General features: G+C 62.3%; 17 protein-coding genes. 16 read left to right on the forward strand and 1 reads right to left on the reverse strand.

Annotation, left to right across the window (positions count from 1 at the left end; translation table 11 throughout):
- Positions 1–14: 14 nt before the first annotated feature.
- The 15 genes from G7068_RS15400 to G7068_RS15470 all read left to right on the forward strand — a co-directional run bounded on the left by G7068_RS15400 (position 15) and on the right by G7068_RS15470 (position 15,482).
- Entirely contained in the window at positions 15–1,589 is a 1,575-nt protein-coding gene (locus G7068_RS15400) for a Mur ligase family protein (RefSeq protein ID WP_166292770.1), read from the forward strand.
- Positions 1,586–3,001, forward strand: a complete 1,416-nt coding sequence (locus tag G7068_RS15405) for a UDP-N-acetylmuramoyl-tripeptide--D-alanyl-D-alanine ligase (protein WP_166292771.1) — start codon at positions 1,586–1,588, stop codon at positions 2,999–3,001. The genes G7068_RS15400 and G7068_RS15405 overlap by 4 nt, the downstream gene beginning before the upstream one ends.
- Positions 2,998–4,083, forward strand: a complete 1,086-nt coding sequence (mraY, locus tag G7068_RS15410; protein ID WP_166292772.1) for a phospho-N-acetylmuramoyl-pentapeptide-transferase — start codon at positions 2,998–3,000, stop codon at positions 4,081–4,083. The genes G7068_RS15405 and mraY overlap by 4 nt, the downstream gene beginning before the upstream one ends.
- Positions 4,065–5,591, forward strand: a complete 1,527-nt coding sequence (gene murD / locus G7068_RS15415) for a UDP-N-acetylmuramoyl-L-alanine--D-glutamate ligase (RefSeq protein WP_166292773.1) — start codon at positions 4,065–4,067, stop codon at positions 5,589–5,591. The genes mraY and murD overlap by 19 nt, the downstream gene beginning before the upstream one ends.
- Positions 5,575–6,777, forward strand: coding sequence for an FtsW/RodA/SpoVE family cell cycle protein (locus tag G7068_RS15420; protein ID WP_166292774.1), 1,203 nt, complete (start codon positions 5,575–5,577; stop codon positions 6,775–6,777). Before murD ends, G7068_RS15420 begins: the two co-directional genes overlap by 17 nt.
- Complete coding sequence (locus G7068_RS15425) at positions 6,774–7,847, forward strand: UDP-N-acetylglucosamine--N-acetylmuramyl-(pentapeptide) pyrophosphoryl-undecaprenol N-acetylglucosamine transferase (RefSeq protein WP_166292775.1); 1,074 nt, start codon at positions 6,774–6,776, stop codon at positions 7,845–7,847. The genes G7068_RS15420 and G7068_RS15425 overlap by 4 nt, the downstream gene beginning before the upstream one ends.
- 64 nt (positions 7,848–7,911) lie before the next feature.
- Positions 7,912–9,342, forward strand: coding sequence for a UDP-N-acetylmuramate--L-alanine ligase (murC, locus tag G7068_RS15430; protein WP_166292776.1), 1,431 nt, complete (start codon positions 7,912–7,914; stop codon positions 9,340–9,342).
- Positions 9,339–10,340 (forward strand): cell division protein FtsQ/DivIB, encoded by a 1,002-nt coding sequence (locus G7068_RS15435; protein WP_166292777.1) that lies wholly within the window; start codon positions 9,339–9,341, stop codon positions 10,338–10,340. The genes murC and G7068_RS15435 overlap by 4 nt, the downstream gene beginning before the upstream one ends.
- 121 nt (positions 10,341–10,461) lie before the next feature.
- Complete coding sequence (gene ftsZ / locus G7068_RS15440) at positions 10,462–11,664, forward strand: cell division protein FtsZ (protein ID WP_166292778.1); 1,203 nt, start codon at positions 10,462–10,464, stop codon at positions 11,662–11,664.
- 4 nt (positions 11,665–11,668) lie between these two features.
- Positions 11,669–12,370 (forward strand): YggS family pyridoxal phosphate-dependent enzyme, encoded by a 702-nt coding sequence (locus tag G7068_RS15445; RefSeq protein WP_166292779.1) that lies wholly within the window; start codon positions 11,669–11,671, stop codon positions 12,368–12,370.
- A 30-nt stretch (positions 12,371–12,400) separates the two neighbouring features.
- Positions 12,401–12,904 (forward strand): cell division protein SepF, encoded by a 504-nt coding sequence (locus G7068_RS15450; RefSeq protein ID WP_166292780.1) that lies wholly within the window; start codon positions 12,401–12,403, stop codon positions 12,902–12,904.
- Position 12,905: 1 nt separating this feature from the next.
- Positions 12,906–13,202 carry a YggT family protein gene (locus tag G7068_RS15455; RefSeq protein WP_166292781.1) on the forward strand — a complete coding sequence of 99 codons (297 nt, stop codon included), beginning with the start codon at positions 12,906–12,908 and terminating at the stop codon, positions 13,200–13,202.
- Positions 13,203–13,292: 90 nt separating this feature from the next.
- Positions 13,293–13,955 carry a DivIVA domain-containing protein gene (locus G7068_RS15460; RefSeq protein WP_166292782.1) on the forward strand — a complete coding sequence of 221 codons (663 nt, stop codon included), beginning with the start codon at positions 13,293–13,295 and terminating at the stop codon, positions 13,953–13,955.
- Between the two features lie 8 nt (positions 13,956–13,963).
- Positions 13,964–14,578, forward strand: a complete 615-nt coding sequence (gene lspA / locus G7068_RS15465; RefSeq protein WP_341873753.1) for a signal peptidase II — start codon at positions 13,964–13,966, stop codon at positions 14,576–14,578.
- Positions 14,565–15,482 (forward strand): RluA family pseudouridine synthase, encoded by a 918-nt coding sequence (locus tag G7068_RS15470; protein WP_166292783.1) that lies wholly within the window; start codon positions 14,565–14,567, stop codon positions 15,480–15,482. Before lspA ends, G7068_RS15470 begins: the two co-directional genes overlap by 14 nt.
- Here G7068_RS15470 and G7068_RS15475 read toward each other — a convergent pair whose 3' ends face one another.
- Positions 15,483–17,006: a glycosyltransferase family 2 protein gene (locus G7068_RS15475; RefSeq protein ID WP_244304555.1), complete on the reverse strand. Its 1,524-nt coding sequence runs from the start codon at positions 17,004–17,006 to the stop codon at positions 15,483–15,485.
- A gap of 40 nt (positions 17,007–17,046) precedes the next feature.
- Between G7068_RS15475 and G7068_RS15480 the strand changes: the two genes are divergently transcribed.
- Complete coding sequence (locus G7068_RS15480) at positions 17,047–18,114, forward strand: acyltransferase (protein WP_166292784.1); 1,068 nt, start codon at positions 17,047–17,049, stop codon at positions 18,112–18,114.
- Positions 18,115–18,127: the final 13 nt, after the last annotated feature.

Here is an 18,127-nt window from a genome sequence, read left to right on the forward strand (position 1 = left end):
GGAGGCAAAAACACGTGAGTTCCGGAGACGTACTCAGCATTCGACCCAAGGCACCGACGCCGGTATCTCTGGCCTCCCTGACGGAGCGGTTTTCGCTGAGGGCTGTTGGTGAGGCTGGTAACGCGGAGGCGACGGGAGCTACTCTCGATTCCCGCGACGTGCGACCTGGGGATTTGTACCTGGGTATACCGGGAGCGCTGCGCCACGGCGCGGAATTCGCAAAACAGGCTGCTGAACTGGGTGCGGTCGCGATCCTGACCGATGCGGATGGTGCTGAACTTGCCGCCACCGCGTTTAAGAACGCCGAGATCGCGATGCCGATTCTGGTTACGTCGGTTCACCCGCGCCAGATTGCCGGTGAAGTCGCGGCGACCATTTACGGAACCGACGAGCGCTTCGACGCCAAAACGTTTGGCATCACTGGCACAAACGGTAAAACGAGTGTTGTCTACATGCTCGCCGAGCTACTGAGCGCAGCGGGATTCACGCCCGGCCTCAGCTCGACCGCTGAAAGGCGCATCGGCGCCGAGGTGATTACGAGCAACCTGACGAGCCCAGAGGCGCCCGAGCTGCACGGCCTGCTCGCACGCATGCGAGAGGCAGGGGTTGACGCGGTTGCGCTTGAGGTCTCGGCGCACGCTGTCGAACGACACCGCATCGACGGTGTGCACTTCGACGTGGTTGCCTTCAACAATTTTTCGCAGGACCACCTAGACGACTTCGGCGACATGGAGACGTACTTCGCGGCGAAGCTCGCGCTGTTCGCGCCCGAGCACGCCGCGCGTGGTGTGGTGGTCGTCGATTCGCCGTATGGGCAGAGGATCGCGCGCGAGTCTCAGATTCCCGTGACCAGGCTTGCAACCGAGTTTGGGCAGCAGGCCGACTGGCACCTCGCGATTACACGGCAAACGCTCGACGGAGTCTCGTTTGTTTTGCAGGGCCCGTCTGGTGAGCACTTTCGCGGTCGGGTGCCCGTGTTCGGTCGGTTCATGGCAGAGAATGCTGCGCTCGCGCTCATCATGCTGCACGAGGCCGGGATCCCGATTGCCCAGGTTGAAGCGGGGCTCGAGAACGGTCTGATCCCGGTCTATATTCCGGGGCGTCTTGAAGAGATGAGTGACCACGCGGGCGAACACAGCCCCCGGTTTTACGTTGACTACGGCCACACACCGGGCGCATTCGAGGCGATGCTGGAGGCCCTTGGCGAAGTCGCTCCCGGAAAGATCATCTTTATGTTTGGCGCCGATGGCGACCGAGACACAACCAAACGCGAGGAGATGGGCAGGATCGCGGGGGCTCACGCCGACACCGTGATCATCTGCGACTACCACCCTCGATCCGAGCCACCGGAGCAAATTCGCGCTCAGCTACTGGCCGGCGCGCGATCCGCAAACCACGCAACGGTGATCGAAGAGGGCGATCCGCGGCGCGCGGTGAGGCTCGCTATTTCGCTTGCTGAGCCGGGGGACGTTATTCTATATGCCGGTCCCGGACACGAGGACTACCAAGAAGTCGCTGGGCAGATGATTCCCTACTCGGCGCGTGATGAAGTACGCGGGGCGCTCCGCGAGGCAGGATTGCTCACGTGATTGATCTGACGCTCGCCGAGATTGCGGCGGCCATGAACGGGCGGCTTGTAATCGGCGGATCAGTCGACTCTGTGTCGGCGGACACCATTGTCAGCGGGGAGTCGCAGACCGACTCGCGCGAGGTAAAAGCGGGGCAGATCTTCTTCGCCCGTCGCGGTGAAGAAACTGACGGCCACCTTTTTGTTGCGAAAGCGGTCGACGCGGGCGCCGCGTTGCTCGTTGTTGAGCGTGAGGTCGACGATCGAGTGCCGCAGATTGTGGTCGCCGACGCGACGATCGCACTCGGTCAGCTCGCGACTGCGGTGGTGCATCGCGTGCGTGCGGCCGGTGAATTGACAATCGTCGGGATTACCGGGTCGAACGGCAAGACCACGACCAAAAACCTCGTCGCCGCGATGGCGGAGCGACGCGGATCGTCGGTCGCTTCAGAAAAGTCGTTTAACAACGAGGTGGGCGGCCCGCTCACCATGCTGCGTGTGCAGCAAGACACCCGCACGCTCGTTGCCGAGATGGGTGCGAGCGCCGAGGGTGAGATTGCGCGGCTGACGGCCATGGCACCGCCAAGCATCGGTGTTGTGCTCACCGTTGGGCTCGCGCACGCCGGAGAATTTGGTGGCATCGAGACCACGTTCCGCACCAAGAGCGAGATGGTTCGGGATCTGCCGGACTCCGCGGTGGCGGTACTCAACAGGGATGATCCTCACGTCTCGCGCATGGCGGAGCTGACGCAGGCCCGAGTGCGCTGGTTCGGCCTGCACCCCGAGGCGCACGTGCGCGCGAGCGACATTGACTCCGACGCTGCTGGCACCCGCTTTACGCTGCACATCGACGGTGAGTCCGCTCCCGTCAATTTCCACGTGCTCGGCGAGCACCACGTCACCAACGCCCTCGCGGCGGCGACGGTCGGCCACGAGCTGGGCCTCAGTCTCGGCGAGATTGTGGATTCTCTGCAGAGCGCCACCAAGGCAGCGCGCTGGCGCATGGAGGTGATGGGCGGCCGTGACGGCGTCACAATCGTGAACGACGCCTACAACGCGAGCCCAGACTCGATGGCGGCGGGAATCCGCACCCTCGCGCAGATTCGCAAGCCAGACGGGCGCTCGGTTGCCGTGCTGGGAGCCATGAGCGAACTCGGCGAGTACTCGATCGAGGAGCACATTCGTATCGGGCTGCAGGCCGTGCGCCTGCGCATCAATGAGCTTGTGGTTGTGGGTAAAGAAGCTCGCCAACTTCACATCAGCGCCATTAACGAGGGCTCGTGGGATGGCGAGAGTGTGTTCTTCGAAGAGCAGGATGAAGCCTTCGACTACCTGATGAGCACGCTGCAACCGAACGACACAGTGCTCGTAAAATCTTCTAACTCCGCGGGACTTCGATTCCTCGGTGACCGACTTGGAGAGGCTTTCGCATGATCGCCCTGTTGATCGCGGGTGGCTTCTCGCTGCTCTATTCGCTGCTGCTGACGCCGCTGTTCGTGCGCGGTTTCCGCAAGCTGTCTTGGGGACAGTTCATTCGTGAAGACGGGCCCGAGTCGCACTTTGCGAAGCGTGGCACACCCACCATGGGTGGGCTGATCTTCATCTCTGGCGCCGTCATCGCCTACTTCCTCGGCAAGTTCTTGATGGGGGAGCAGCCGACACCGTCAGCGCTACTCGTGATCCTGATGGCCGTTGGCTCCGCAGCGGTCGGCTTTATCGACGACTTCTTGAAGACCCGCAAGCAGCAGTCACTCGGCCTTGGCGGCTGGGCGAAAATTGGTGGCCAGGTGCTCGTGGCGATCGTGTTTGCCTTCCTTGCGCTCCGTTTTCCGAACGACGCGGGATTCACCCCGGGGTCGACCCACATCTCGATTTTCCGCGATCTCCCCTTCGACTTCATGTCCTTCGGCACGATCCTCGGCATCAGCCTGTTTGTGCTCTGGGTCATCGTGATTGTTGTGTCGACCACCAACTCCGTGAACGTCACGGACGGGCTTGACGGCCTTGCCGGTGGCGCCTCGATTATGGTCTTTGGTGCCTACATGATCATCGGCTTCTGGCAGGCCTCGCAGAGTTGCTTCAGCACCGCCTACGAAGCCGGCTGCTACCTCGTGCGCGATCCGATGGATCTCGCGGTTGTTGCGGCGGCCTTCCTCGGCGGGCTCGGTGGCTTCCTATGGTGGAACACGAGCCCCGCACACGTGTACATGGGCGATACCGGCTCTCTCGGCCTTGGCGGCGCGATTGCTGCGTTTGCGATCCTCACCCAGACCGAACTGCTGCTTGTGCTGCTCGGCGGTCTCTTCATTATCGAATCGGGATCCGTGATCCTGCAGCGCGCCTACTTCAAAGTGACGCGGGGCAAACGTATCTTCCTGATGAGCCCTATCCACCACCACTTTGAACTCAAAGGCTGGGCCGAGGTGACGGTGGTTGTGCGCTTCTGGATAATCGCGGCGCTCTTTGTGATCGCAGGCATTGGTGGATTTTACGGAGAATGGTTGCTGCAGCAGTGACGCAAGAACAGACAAACGCGGTGCGGGATCGAGTGCTGGCCCTTTCGAGCTGGCACCACGACTGGAGCGAGCTTCGGGTCGCTGTGCTCGGCCTCGGCGTAACCGGCTTTTCGGTCGCGGACACACTCGTGGAGCTGGGCTCGCGCGTGCGGGTGATTTACGGCGCCCCCGACCCGGATCGCGAGCGCCTACTCGACGTCATCGGTTCAGAACGCTACTGCGACGACAACAACGACGGTCAGCTCACGGACCTGCGGGTGTTTGACCCCGAGCTGGTCATTGTGTCTCCCGGGTATCGCCCTGATCACCCGCTCACCACGTGGGCGGCCGAGAACGGCGTTGTTGTGTGGGGCGACATTGAGCTGGGCTGGCGGCTGCGCGATAAGACCGCGCGGATCGCCGACTGGATCTGCATCACCGGCACCAATGGCAAGACCACAACGACCGAACTCACCGCGCACATGCTCGTTGCCGGTGGTTTGCGCGCGACACCGGCGGGCAACATCGGCACGCCGATTTTGGACGCGCTGCGTGATCCGCAGGGCTACGACGCGCTGGTCGTTGAACTCTCGAGCTTTCAGCTTGAACGCCTGGGCGAGATCTCACCCTACGCGAGCGCCTGCCTCAACATCGCAGACGATCACCTCGACTGGCACGGCAGCCCCGAGGCGTACCGTGCCGCAAAAGCGAAGGTGTACGAGAACACCCAGGTCGCCTGCGTGTACAACCGGGCAGACCTTGCAACCGAGCAGATGGTGGAGAACGCCGATGTTGTTGAGGGTGCGCGCGCTATTAGCTTTGGCCTAGATACACCGCCGCCGAGCGGGTTTGGTGTGATCGAGGGCATTTTGGTTGACCGCGGATTCCACGCGGAGCGCCGCAACGAGGCCTTTGAGCTAGTGACGGTCGACGAACTATTTGAGCGCGGAACCGCGGCTCCTCACATGGTGCAAAATATTCTGGCTGCGAGTGCACTCGCGCGGTCTCGCGGGGTTGAACCCACCGAGGTCGCGAGCGCGATCCTCAGCTTTCAGCCCTCACCCCACCGGGCCCAGCAGCTCGGTGAACACGAGGGCATCCGCTGGATCGACGATTCCAAGGCCACGAATGCGCACGCCGCAGATGCGTCGTTGCGGGCCCTGAGCGAGGTCGTCTGGATTCTTGGCGGCCAGCTCAAGGGAGTCGACATTGACGAGCTCGTGCTCACGCACGCCCCGAAGCTGCGGGGTGCGGTTGTGATTGGCTCGGAGCGTACCGAGGTGATGGCGGCGCTGACGCGCCACCTGGGTGAGCTGCCTTTTGTTGAGGTTGCGACGTCGGATCCCGACCTGATTATGGTTGAGGCGGTTGCGGCGGCTGCGAGGATCGCCCAGTCCGGCGACACGGTTTTGCTCTCACCAGCGGCGGCATCGCTTGACCAGTTCAAGGGTTACACAGATCGCGGCCGTCGTTTCCAGGATGCGGTCCGTGAGTTGACCGGAGGAGCCGCGGGTGTCGGCGGGGAGTAATCCCGGTGCTTTTGGCGCCCAGACCCGTATAAGTTTGGGTGCCTCTCTCAGAGCTGGAACAGACCGTACGGTTGCTGCGCTCTACGCCATCACCCTGTTGCTGGTGGGGTTCGGGCTGATCATGGTGCTTTCGGCGTCTTCGATCACGTCGTATGTGGCTGGACAGGGATTCTTCGGTGGGCTATGGCGTCAAGCAACGTTTGCGCTGATCGGGCTTCCACTTATGCTGCTCGCCGCGGCCATGCCGGTAACCTTTTGGAAGCGTTGGGCCTGGTGGCTGTTCGGCATAGGCCTGTTCTTGCAGTTGCTGGTGTTTACTCCGCTCGGAGTTGAGGTTTACGGTAACCGCAACTGGATCCAGATCGGTACCTCGTTTAGCGCCCAGCCCTCAGAGACGCTCAAGCTTGCGTTGGTGGTGTGGATCGGCGCGGTGCTGCTGAAAAAGGAGCCGCTACTTGGCGAGATGAAGCACGAGCTGATTCCAGTTGTGTTTCCCGGGGCGGTACTCGCACTCGGCCTTGTGCTGCTCGGTGATGATCTCGGCACTGTCATGATTATGGCGGCGCTTGTTATTGGCGCGCTGTACTTCGGGGGAGTCAGCTGGAAGTCGCTCGGGGTCATTGTGCTCGGTGGGGTGCTCGCAGTGATTTTCTTCCTCGTGACGAGCCCGAACCGTATGGCCCGCCTCCTGGGGCACGCTGACGGTGACTCTGACTACAGTGGGCTTGGCTGGCAGGCCCTGCACGGTAAATGGGCGCTCGCGGGTGGCGGACTCTTTGGTGTTGGTTTGGGCGGCTCGAAGGCGAAGTGGAATTGGCTTCCCGCGGCAGACAACGACTTCATCTTCGCGATCATTGGCGAAGAGCTTGGGCTCATCGGCGCCATTCTCGTCGTGGCAATGTTTGTGGTGCTCGCCCTCGTGATGCTGCGTGTCATTGCGCGGGCGAGGGATCGTTTTGGCAAGGCGGTTGTGGGCGGCGTGATGGTCTGGATCATCGGCCAGGCCTTCGTCAACATTGCCGTGGTCGTCGGGATCCTGCCGGTTCTCGGTGTTCCCCTTCCGCTCATCAGTTCGGGAGGCACGGCGCTCATTGCGTGTTTGGTCGCAATGGGCGTGGTGATTTCGATCGCGCGCGACGGCACGCTGTACCAGCGAGAGCTCGCGGAGGGTAAGCTTCTGCGATGACCAGCTATCTGCTTGCAGGAGGTGGCACCGCGGGACACGTAAACCCGCTGCTAGCCCTCGCCGACCTTATTCGTGCTCAGGAACCCGACGCGGAGGTGCTCGTTCTTGGCACCCGCGAGGGGCTCGAGGCCAGGCTTGTGCCCGAGCGCGGTTACGAGCTGGCATTCATCGCCCGGCTCCCGTTTCCGAGGAGACCGAACGCAGCGGCGCTGAAGTTTCCTGCGCGCTTCGCGGGTGCGGTGCGCGAGGTGCGCGAGTTGATCCGCTCTAGGGGGATCGACGTTGTTGTGGGCTTTGGCGGTTACGCCGCTGCCCCCGCGTATCGAGCGGCAAAGGCCGAGAACATTCCGTACGTGATCCACGAGGCGAACGCGAAGCCCGGAATGGCAAACAAACTGGGCGCGCGCAACACGAACTTTGTTGCCGTGACGTTCCCCGGCACCCCCATCGCGGGGGCCCGAGTAACGGGGATGCCGCTGCGGCCCGAGATCACGGGACTCGATCGTGCCGGATTGCGCGCGAGTGCTCGCGAACATTTTGGCCTCGATCCCGAACGGCGCACACTTCTTGTGACCGGGGGATCCCTGGGCGCCCGCGCGATCAACCACGGGATTTCTTCGGCAGCTGCCGACTTGACCGCAGCCGGTGTGCAGGTGCTGCACGTCTGGGGTGGGCTCACGGAGCTCGAGGATCCCGGTGTGCCCGGTTACAGCGTCATTCCCTACTGTGACCGCATGGATCTCGCGTTTGCCGCCTGTGACCTTGCAGTCTCGCGCGCCGGTTCCACGACGGTGAGTGAACTTGCTGGCCTCGGTGTGCCCGCGGTTCTTGTTCCCTACAGCCATGGGAATGGCGAGCAGCGTTTTAACGCGGCGAGTGTGGTGTCTGCGGGGGGCGCGCTTCTTGTTGAAGACACCGAGCTGACACCTGTTTGGGTGCGGGAGACGCTTATCCCGTTGCTGGGAGACGAGACGCGTCTCGCCGATATGTCGGCCCGGGCACGCAGCGCGGGCTCGCTTGATGGCACCGAGCGACTGCTCGAGATGGTGCGGGAGGCGCTGGCGGGGTAGCTCGTGTGATCTTCCAAGCCGCATAGCGCTATTCTTGACGGGCAGACCCCCAGAAGGAGCCCCGATGATTTACCCTGATCTCGATCTGAAGATTCCCGCCGATCTCGGTAACGTCCACTTTGTTGGCATTGGCGGGTCAGGCATGAGCGGAATCGCCCGCATGATGCATCAGGCTGGGGTTCGGGTCACGGGATCCGATCGCAGCGCAAACTACTCGACCAAAGCGCTCGAAGAGCTCGGCATCAAGGTCGCGATCGGCCACGACGCCGCGAACGTCGGTGACGCCGACACGCTCGTTGTGACCGGAGCGCTCTGGCAAGATAATCCCGAGTATCAGCTGGCCCTCACAAAGGGCCTACCGGTGCTGCACCGCTCCCAGGCGCTCGCCTGGCTGTCGCGCAATAGGCGTGTGGTGGCGGTTGCCGGTGCCCACGGCAAAACCACCTCGACCGGCATGCTCGTTACGGGCATGCTCGGTCTCGGGCTCGATCCGTCTTTTGTGAACGGCGGGATCATCGAGTCGCTGGGAGTGAGTTCGGGCGCGGGCGCGGACGAACTGTTTGCAATTGAGGCAGACGAGTCTGACAAGTCATTTTTGCTCTACGAGACGGCAGTTGCGCTCATCACCAACGTAGACCCGGAACACCTCGACTTCTACGGCTCCCGTGAAGCGTTCATGCAGGCGTTTGTCGACTTCGCCCGTGGTGCCACCGAACAGATCGTGATCTCTGCCGATGACAAGGGGGCGCTTGAAGTGCTCGCTGCCCTCCGTGCGGCGGGGACAACAACACCGATTCGCACCTTCGGTGAGGCCGCAGATGCCGATGTGCGACTGGTCGACGTTGATGATTCCGACCTCGTGCGCTTTGGGGTCGAGATCGACGGCAACCGTTTCGACGCACAGCTCGGTGTGTATGGCCGCCACAACGCCCTGAACGCCGTTGGTGTGCTTGCCGTACTGACCGCCCTTGGACACGAACCGGGCGCCGCCCTGGCCGCCATTGCAGAGTTTGGTGGCACAAAGCGTCGCTTTGAATTTCACGCGGATGTTGCGGGTGTGCGTGTCTACGACGACTACGCTCACCACCCGACCGAGGTTGCAGCGCTCCTTGATTCGGCCCGCGCTGTGGTCGGTGAGGGGCGCCTGATCGCGGTACACCAGCCGCACCTCTTCAGCCGAACCAGTACCTTCCACCGCGAGTTCGCGGAGGCGCTTGAACAGGGTGCCGATCACACGGTGGTGCTCGCGGTTGACGGCGCGCGCGAGGATCCGGTGCCCGGTGTGACAGGCGAGCTGGTGTCCCGCGACTTCAACGATGCCTCAAAGGTGGCTTACCTTGACAACTGGCAGAACGCCGCGGATTACCTCGCTGAAATCGCCAAGCCCGGTGACGTGATGGTCACGATGAGCTGCGGAACGGTCTACCAGATCATCCCGCAGATCGTGGCAGCGCTGCAGAACCGCTTCGACGTCGCGGAGCCTGCAGCGAAGTGAAACGACCAGGCGGGTTTGACCGGTTGCCGGATCGGCAGGAGCCCGATGAGCAGCCGATCGCGTCGGTGTCGGTTCCATCGGTGCCGGTCCCATCGGTGCCGGAAACTGACGAAGACCCGGCCCCCGATCATTCGCGACGACTGAGCGGCGTGCTGCGCAGGTTTCAATCTGAGGCGTCAAACGACCTCGAGTCAGCCTCGGAGCCGGTGTATCGGGCGGAGCCCGACCCGGTAGCCGAGGCAGAGCGACAGCTGCGTGAGGCCGCTCGCCGGGTGAAGTCTCAGCAGAAGCGAGAGAGCCGCAGATTCTCGGCGCATACGCGTCGGCGTCGGCGCAACTGGTTTATCGCGCTCGGAACCGTTGCCGCGCTTGCGCTCTTTGTGGCAGTGGGGGTTTTTACGCCCCTCATGGCGGTGCGTGATGTGCAGATCGAGGGTGCCACAAGCGTCAAAGTTGAAGACCTGCAAAAGGCACTGTCGGACTTTAGGGGAGTGCCGCTCGCGCTTGTTCAGGATTCCGCGATCCGAGATGCCCTCGAGCCCTTCCCCGGGATCGAGCGGTATTCCATGGAGGTGATCCCGCCGAGCACGCTCAAAGTACGTATTGAGGAGCGTGTACCGGTGCTGTCGATCGAAAAGGGTGGCGCGTTCCAGCTCTACGATGCGGCGGGTGTCATGCTTGGAACCGCGGAGGCCCCGCCAGCGGGAGTACCACTCGCGAGCGGCCCAGCATCAGACAAAAAGTCGAAGGCCTTCGCCGCTTCAGCCCGCGTGCTGCGCGACATGCCGGCCGAACTGCGCGCGCAGGTTGTGTCGATCACCGCCTCAAGCGGTCAGGACGTGACCCTCAAGCTCGCGAGCGGGGTTGAAGTGATGTGGGGCGACGCCGAACTCTCGAAGAAAAAGGCCGTTGTGCTCACCTCGATGCTGGGTGCCCTTGGCGATCGCGCGGTCACGCGCATCGACGTTTCATCAACTGAGGCCCCCGTCTTCCAGTAGTTTCGGCGTGTCTCCGGGCGACTTGCCTCCCTGGGACATACCTTGGTGCCCAGGAAATGTATACGGCGATACTAACTTTTAACTTCAGGTAGAGGTTTAGGGTTAGGGGCGGAGGAACCACGTGTCAACGAACCAGAACTACCTCGCGGTGATCAAGGTCGTCGGTGTTGGCGGCGGTGGCGTCAACGCTGTCAACCGCATGATCGAGCTTGGTCTGCGCGGAGTTGAGTTCATTGCCGTGAACACCGACGCGCAGGCGCTGCTGCTCAGCGACGCCGACGTCAAGCTCGATATCGGACGCGAACTCACTCGCGGACTTGGCGCTGGCGCCGATCCCGAGGTGGGGCGTCGCGCAGCCGAGGACCACGCCGAGGAAATCGAAGAGGCTCTCGCCGGCTCCGACATGATCTTTGTTACCGCGGGTGAGGGTGGTGGCACCGGCACCGGTGCTGCTCCGGTCGTGGCGCGGATCGCAAAGTCGATCGGTGCGCTCACCATCGGTGTTGTGACCCGTCCCTTTAGCTTCGAGGGCAAGCGCCGTGCTGCCCAGGCCGATGCCGGTGTGCACACGCTGCGCGAGGCCGTCGACACGCTCATCGTTGTGCCAAACGACCGCCTGCTCGACATCAGCGAGCCGGGCATCAGCATGATCGAAGCGTTTGCCGCAGCAGATCAGGTGCTGCTCGCCGGTGTCTCAGGTATCACCGATCTGATTACCACCCCGGGTCTCATCAACCTTGACTTCGCGGACGTGAAGTCGGTTATGCAGGGAGCCGGTGCTGCCCTCATGGGTATCGGATCGGCGCGGGGTGCTGACAGGGCCATTAAGGCGGCCGAGCTTGCCGTTGCTTCGCCGCTGCTTGAGGCCTCGGTTGAGGGCGCCCACGGTGTGCTGCTCTCCATTCAGGGATCCTCGAACCTCGCGCTCAGCGAGATCTACGAGGCATCGACCCTCGTGCAAGACGTTGTGCACCCCGAGGCAAACATCATCTTCGGTACGGTCATTGACGACACGCTCGGTGACGAGGTGCGCGTCACGGTGATCGCCGCTGGTTTTGACGATGAGCCCGTCGCGCAGACCGCTCCCGTCGAGCGTGGCCGCCGCGGCAGCCACGTCGAGGGCATCGATGAGGCTGCAAGCACGGCCCGCATTGCCGCCGGTGTTGGCGCGGTGAGCGCCGGGGGTGCTGAATCGCTCTCCAGCCCCGCTACGGGGCAGTTCGGTGAAGTGCTTTCGAACCCTCCCGTTGAGGCGCAGCTGCCTGATCCAGCGTTTGACGGCGATGACGATGACGACCTCGACATTCCCGAGTTCCTGAGGTAATTCGTTGGCAAACGAAGCCCTGGCGTCATACCCGGAACTCGGTGCCCGCCTGCAACAAGTGCAGGAGGGTATCGCTGAGGCCTGCAAGCAGGCCTCCCGAGACGCTGGCGACGTTACGCTCATCGTGGTGACGAAGTTTCACCCCGCGAGCCTCGTGGCTGCCCTCGCTGAGCTGGGGGTCCGCGACGTTGGCGAGAATCGTCACCAGGAAGCCCAGGCAAAGGCCGAGGAGCTCGCGCAGCTTGATCTGAACTGGCACTTCATCGGCCAGTTGCAGACAAAGAAGGCGCGGCAGGCCGCGCGGTACGCACACGCGATCCACTCGATTGATCGCGAGCGGCTCGTTGATGCGCTCGCGGATCCCGAATCTGAGCGAACGATTGATGCGTTTGTGCAGATCAACCTTACGGATGACCCGGGTCGCGGGGGAGTTGCCCCCGACGGGATCGAAGCTCTCGCCGAGAAAGTGCTGGCAACGCCCTCGCTGCGACTGCGCGGTGTGATGTCGGTGGCGCCGTTGGAAGAGCCCGCCGCGGCTGCGTTCGAGCGCCTTGCGGGTTACTCGGATCGGGTGCGGGCGCTTGACGCCAGTGCCTCGGCGATATCCGCGGGGATGACACACGACTACGTCGAGGCCATTGCGGCGGGCGCGACACACCTTCGTATTGGCAGTGCAATCACGGGTAATCGGCCGGAGCACCGGTAGTCTCAAGACACCGCACCGTTGGGAGAGAAAATGAGTAACGCGCTGAAGAAGACCATGGTGTTCCTGGGACTCGCCGAGGAAGACCTCGAAGACCAGAACGCCACGGCACAGCAGCCGACCCAGTCGGTGCAGCAGAGCTCTGCCGCCACGCCGGCGGCGAAGCCTCAGAACAGCCGCCCTGCTCCGCAGCGCGCGGCCGTCACGCCCCTGCGTAGGGTTACGCCCACCAGGCAGGCTGGCGCTCCCGTGATGAACGAGATTTTGACGGTTCACCCCGCAGAGTACCGCGACGCAAAGTCGATCGCAGAGGGCTTCCGCGACGGTCTTCCCGTTATCATCAACCTGTCGCGCATGAACGAACCAGACGCAAAGCGCCTCATCGACTTCGCGAGCGGTTTGACCATGGGCCTCAACGGGCGCATCGAGCGTGTCACGAGCAAGGTCTTTCTGCTGACCCCCGAGCACATCGAGGTTGGCAGCGACGAATCGGCGCCGAACGACAGCGGTTCGTTCTTTGTGACGCCTTCCGCATAACGTGGAGATACTTTTTGGGGTTCTGACACTCTTCCGTGTCGCCCTGCGCATTTTTGTGATCATTCTTTGGGCGCGGTTCGTGATCGACTGGATTCGTGTGCTCAGCCGCAATTTCCGGCCGCGCGGCCCGATGGCTGTTGCAGTTGAATTTGTCTATACGCTGACGGATCCGCCCATTCGGATGTTCCGACGCCTCCTCCCTCCCATCAGGCTCGGCCAGGTTTCTTTGGACCTTGGCTGGCTGCTTACTATGCTGTCTTGCTGGATCTTGTTAGCGGTCATTCCTGGCTATTTGTAGTAGAAAATGGTGCGCGCTGCGAGAATCAGGCTTTTTTTGCTAGCGTTGTACTGATCACGTGAGTGAAACCGAATTGAAAGAGACGTAACGATGGCCTTGACTCCTGAAGATGTCGTAAATCAGAAATTTACGATCACTAAGTTCCGCGACGGTTACGATCTCGACCAGGTCGACGATTTCCTTGACTCAATCGTCGAATTGCTGCGCCAGCACGAGGTGGAGAAGTCTGAGCTTCAGGCACAGGTCGATGATCTTACCCAGAAGCTTGCGGCTTGCGAGGCTCGCTCCGGTGCGTCCGAAGAGGCCGTTTCCGAGCAGACCATCGTCGTAGAGGCACCGGTCGCTCCCGCAGCTCCGGCAGAGGCACCCGCGGTGCAAGAAACGCACGCTGCGCAGCCCGACGCCGTCAAGTCGAGCGCAATGCTGCAGCTCGCACTTGAACTGCACGACAAGCACGTTCGTGAGGGCGAAGCAACTCGCGACAGCCTCATCAGCGAGGCGCAGGCAAAGCGCGACCAGATGGTCGAAGACGCTGAGCTCACCGCTAAGCAGCTCATCGAAGAGGCGCAGAAGCAGCGTGCTGATGAGCTTCGCCTGCTCGGCGACGAGCGCAGCGATCTGCAGTTCAAGATCAAAGACCTTCGCCAGTTCGAGAGCGAGTACCGCTCAACGCTGCGCTCCTACATTCAGTCGCAGCTGCGCGGCCTTGACGGCTCACCCGAGCCCGCTGGCGCTCCTGACGGCCTGCAGTAATCGAGAGCGTGAGCGAGACTCCCGAGGCATCGGGAACGACAGTCGAGCAACCCGCTTCGCGTAAGCGCTGGATACCGCTGCTGCTGCTTTTGGTAGCGGCAGCGGTCTTCATCGCTGACCAACTCGTGAAGAACTGGGTTGTCGCAAACCTGCCAGAGGGCGAAACCGTGCCCGTTCTGGGCGAGTTTTTGCAGTGGCACTTTGTGCGCAACCCGGGTGCAGCCTTCTCCATGGCGAGTGGCTCCACCTGGATCTTCACCATTCTTGCAGCCGTGGTTGTTGTGGTGATCCTGTGGCAGATCCGGCGCCTACGTTCGATCTCGTGGTCGATCTTCCTGGGCCTGCTGCTTGGCGGTGTACTCGGTAACCTGACTGATCGGTTGACGCGGGACCCCGGTTTTCCGGTTGGTCACGTCATCGACTTCATCTCGACCCCGTGGATGATCCCCGCGATCTACAACATCGCAGACATGGGCATCGTGGTCGGCATGGTGCTGTTTGTGCTCATTACCCTGTTCGGGTTGCCGCTCGATGGCACACCACGCGCTCGCAGGGGTGCAAAAGTCGAGCAGGATCGCGAGTCCGATCCCGAGCCCAGCGAAAGTAACGATGGAACACCGTAGCCTGCCCGTGCCCGATGGGCTTGCCGGGCAGCGGGTCGACGCCGCGCTAGCCAAGCTGATGGGATTTTCCCGAAGCTTCGCCGCCGAGGTCGCTCAGGCCGGGGGCGTATCGCTTGACGGCAAAGTGCTCGGCAAATCGGATCGCTTGACCGCGGATTCTTGGCTTGAAGTGAGCTGGGCAGAAAAGACCGGTCCCGAGATCGTGCCGGTCGAGTTGCCAGAGCTTGGCATCATCTACGACGACGAAGACTTTGTTGTGGTCGACAAGCCCGCTGGCGTCGCCGCGCACCCCTCCCTGGGGTGGGACGGCCCCACCGTGCTTGGAGCACTCGCGGGCGCCGGGTACCGGATCGCGACCTCTGGCCCACCAGAGCGCCAGGGCATTGTGCACCGCCTCGACGCGGGCACGAGTGGACTCATGGCCGTTGCGAAGAGCGAACGCGCTTACAGCAGGCTGAAGCGCGCGTTTAAGCAGCGTGAGGTCGACAAGATTTATCACACCGTTGTGCAGGGTCACCCCGATCCATTCTCGGGAACGATCGAGAGCGCGATTGGGCGTCACCCCGGCCACGAGTGGAAGTTTGCGGTGGTGCAGGAGGGCAAACACTCCGTCACGCACTATCGCACGCTCGAGGCGTTTCCCTACGCAACCCTGCTTGAGGTAGAGCTCGAGACCGGGCGCACGCACCAGATTCGTGTGCACATGTCGGCACAGCGCCATCCTTGCGTTGGCGACACGATGTACGGAGCAGACCCGACACTCTCAGAGCGCCTCGGCCTTGACCGCCAGTGGCTGCACGCGATGCGGCTGGGCTTCCGACACCCCGGCACGGGCGAACCCGTTGAGTTCGAGAGTGTCTACCCAGCCGATCTGCAGCACGCCATTGATGTGCTCGACGCGTAGTTAACCGCGCTTCTTGCGCAGATCCAGGCTCAGGTTGCCCTGGTTTGTGGCGTAGGCGATGCCACCGAGCTTCTGACCCTTCTTGAGCGGAGCCGTGCGGACACGCGCCTGGCGGCCGCTCAGGTTCGGGTGCACTTCGGCGATGGTCCACATGTCGACTCGCTCGCCTGGAAAGCGCTTGAGTAGCTGTTCAGGCAGCACAAACCTGAAGTGCAGTGACCCGCCCTCTGCGCCGACCAGGCGACCCGGTACGGCAATAGCGTTTCGCACCCGACGACCTGCCAGCATCAGATAGGCACCCGGTACGTGCCCGACTGCGAACTGTGAGAGTTTGCGGCTGAGGCCTCGGGCAAAGTGGTGGCCAAAAAACGGGCGCAGCACACGGTGTACGAGGCGCGCGGTATTGAGCCGCCAGGTAGCTGGTGTGCGGCTCTGGCCCAGAACGCCCGTGGCGTCCTCGGCCTTGATCGCGATGAGAAGCTCAACGCCGTACGCGGCTTGGGTGCCACCGAGGTACTGGTTCGTGTGCACGAGATCCTGCTCCGCGGAGATCAGGCGGTCGAGGCCCGCAACGTCGCCCGCGCGGATCAGCATCACCTTACGGCGATCGGTGACGTTCTGAATGAGTGCGTCACTTTCGGATGACACAAAGTCTTGCAGAAACTGCTGGTGCAGGGTGACCCAGCGTTGCTTGCGAGCGGCGTCAAACTTCAGCCATCGCTTCGCCGCGTAGAAGCGCAGCCCCTTGCGGGAGAAGAACTGGCGGATGAGGCGTTCGGACCGCTTTGCATCCGGGACACCGTCGCGCAGCAGCTCGGCGATCTTGCGGCACGAGGAAACATAGTTGTCGGGATCGATCGGGCGCGCGGAGATGTTCTGACCGTCGTCGCGCTCCGCAATGAAGTAGAGCGGGTCCGTTCCGCAGAACGCGATGCGGCGGGCAATCGTGTAGGCACGGGTGATAAAGATGCCGTCTTCGAGCCGCACCTTGCCCTCGGGAAAGCGCAGCTGATCCTGCTCGATCATGCTGCGGCGGAAGAGTTTCTGCGGCGAGAGTGTCTCCATGGCGCGGGGGAGACCAATGTCGCCCTCCGGGAAGCTCAGGAAGAGACCCTGCACCTGGCGGCCGCCGGTGCCCTGGAAGCGGGGGATCACGACGTCTGCCTGGCGATCCTCTGCCATGTTGACCAGTGAACTCAGCGCGTTTTCTGCCAGGGTGTCGTCGGAATCCATGAACATAACGAACGTGCCGCGTGCTATTTCGAGCCCACGATTGCGTGGCATCCCCGGCCAGCCGCTGTTGGGCTGATGGTGCACGGTGACGCGGCTGTCGAGCGCCGCGAAGCGGTCGAGTTCTTCGCCCGAGCCGTCGGTCGAGCCGTCGTTCACGGCAATGACCTCGATGTTGTGGAGGTCTTGGGCGAGAACGGACTCCATGGTGCCCGTGAGATACGGCATCGAATTGTAGACGGGAAGGATGACGCTTACGGTGGGGGCGTTGGTGGTACCTGCAGATTCGCTCACCTTCGCAACTTTAGCGTGCTCAGCTTGTTAGCATGTGCAGATGGGGAGGGCGGTTGAGCAGCGACGTGCTGTCTCGAGAGTGCAGTATTTTGACCTGTTGCGGGTGGTCGCGATCATCGCGGTCGTGATGCTGCACGTCTCGATTACTGAGTGGCACGAGCTAACCCCCGACAATCCGCGCTGGGATGACCTGGCGGTGTTCGGCTCGATGCTTCGCTACTGCGTGCCGGTGTTTCTGATGATCTCGGGAGCGCTCTTTCTGAACCCCGAGCGTGACGTCACCTGGAACTCGTTGTTTCGGAAGAGTATTCCGCGACTGTTGCTGTTGTACGCATTTTGGTCACTGTTGTATGCGGTGCTTGTGGTGTACGGACCGGGCGGCAGTCGGGATCCGGCGGAATTTGTCACGCGCTTTGTGACCGGGCACTTTCATCTCTGGTTTCTGTTGGCCTTGGCTGGCCTGTATCTGGTGGTGCCGATCCTGCGGCTGATTGCGAGGGATCGACGAGTGGCCTGGTATTTCGTCGCGCTTGCGATTCCGTTTGCGTTTGTGTTCCCGCTGCTCACGCGCATTCCCGTTGCCGGTGAGCTGCTCGCAGAGGTGCTCGGAACGATCAAGCTTGAGCTTGTGCTTGGGTACTCGGCTTACTTTTTGCTGGGGTACCTGCTCAGCACCTGCCGGCTCTCGCGACGGGCAGTGATCTGGCTGAGCATTGCCGGGCTGGCGGGGCTTGTGGCAACCGCCGTCGGCACTGTGCTGGTGTCGCACGCGCAAGAGGAATCAGACGAGCTGTTCTATCGATACCTGACGATTAACGTGGCCGCCGTCGCGGTTGCCGTGTTTGTGCTTGCGCGGGCCTGGGGTGAACGATTCACCCTCACCGGTCGTTCTCTTGGCGTCGTGATGTTTCTGGGAGCAAACTCGCTGGGGGTCTACCTCATTCACCCCTTCTTTCAGTGGCTCTACAAACAGCTCGGGTTCGAAACAGACACGGGCCCGGTGTGGCTGACGGTTCCCGTGCTGACAGTGCTCGTCATGGTGCCGAGCCTGCTGGTGACGGTGTTGATTCGGCGAATTCCGCGCGTCGGAAAGTATCTTGGGTCGTAAATCTCACATCGAA

Origin of the sequence: Leucobacter viscericola, from assembly GCF_011299575.1 — a bacterium.
Classification (GTDB): Bacteria; Actinomycetota; Actinomycetes; order Actinomycetales; family Microbacteriaceae; genus Leucobacter; species Leucobacter viscericola.

Excerpts from the sequence above, each read along its gene's own strand:
- mraY (WP_166292772.1), top strand. The coding sequence starts at position 2,998 with ATGATCGCCCTGTTGATCGCGGGTGGCTTCTCGCTGCTCTATTCGCTG.
- murC (WP_166292776.1), top strand. The coding sequence starts at position 7,912 with ATGATTTACCCTGATCTCGATCTGAAGATTCCCGCCGATCTCGGTAAC.
- G7068_RS15460 (WP_166292782.1), top strand. The coding sequence starts at position 13,293 with ATGGCCTTGACTCCTGAAGATGTCGTAAATCAGAAATTTACGATCACT.
- G7068_RS15480 (WP_166292784.1), top strand. The coding sequence starts at position 17,047 with ATGGGGAGGGCGGTTGAGCAGCGACGTGCTGTCTCGAGAGTGCAGTAT.
- murD (WP_166292773.1), top strand. The coding sequence starts at position 4,065 with ATGGTTGCTGCAGCAGTGACGCAAGAACAGACAAACGCGGTGCGGGAT.
- G7068_RS15450 (WP_166292780.1), top strand. The coding sequence starts at position 12,401 with ATGAGTAACGCGCTGAAGAAGACCATGGTGTTCCTGGGACTCGCCGAG.
- G7068_RS15470 (WP_166292783.1), top strand. The coding sequence starts at position 14,565 with ATGGAACACCGTAGCCTGCCCGTGCCCGATGGGCTTGCCGGGCAGCGG.
- G7068_RS15425 (WP_166292775.1), top strand. The coding sequence starts at position 6,774 with ATGACCAGCTATCTGCTTGCAGGAGGTGGCACCGCGGGACACGTAAAC.